Here is a 764-nt window from a genome sequence, read left to right as displayed (position 1 = left end):
CCGCCCCCCCGGCCCCGAACCTGTTCCCAATTTACCGGGGTACCTAACGCCCGGCCGGGGCCCGGGGGTGGTGCAGCGCCGGCCCCGCCGCCGACGGCTCCGCCCCTCCCGTCAACAAGGTCCGTACCGGCTGGGCGCTGACCGCCGTGCTCGTCCCGGTGGTCCTGATGCTGCTGCGCACCCTCGCGGAGCTGGCGTACGACGAGTCGAGCCCCGTACGGCATGTGCTGACCTTCACGGGCGAGCCGGTGATCGCCATGCTCGCGGGCTTCCTCTTCGCGCTCTTCGCACTCGGCTACCGCAGCGACATGACGCCCGACGCGATCCGTTCGTCCCTGACCGACAGCCTCAAGGCGGTGGCGGGCATCCTCCTGATCATCGCGGGCGGCGGCGCGTTCAACCAGGTCCTGGAGGACTCGGGGATCGGCAAGGCCGTCGAGTCGGCCGCGTCGGGACTGCATGTCAACGTCCTGGTCCTGGGCTGGCTGCTGGCTCTGCTCCTGTCCTTCTCGACGGGCTCGGCCACCGTGGGAATCGTCGCGGCGACGGGCATCCTGGCCCCGCTGGCGGAGTCCGGCAGCAGTCTGCACACCGCCCTGCTCGTGGTCGCGATCGGAGCGGGCTCGATCGGCCTCAACTACGTGAACCACGCGGGCTTCTGGCTGGTGAAGGAGTCCTTCGGCATGTCGCTCGGCCAGGCGACGAAATCACATACGGCGATCCAGACGATCGTGAGCGTCTGCGGCCTGCTGATGGCCCTGCTG

General features: G+C 69.9%; 1 pseudogene. It reads left to right on the top strand.

Annotated elements, in window-relative coordinates:
• Positions 1–146 precede the first annotated feature (146 nt).
• Positions 147–764: pseudogene (locus ACFXBC_RS22810) on the top strand (gluconate transporter); the annotation flags it as partial.

This window comes from Streptomyces sp. NPDC059398 (genome assembly GCF_042751845.1).
Lineage (GTDB): Bacteria > Actinomycetota > Actinomycetes > Streptomycetales > Streptomycetaceae > Streptomyces.
Note: the sequence above shows the minus strand (reverse complement) of the source record. Positions and strands in the feature narration are given on the sequence as shown.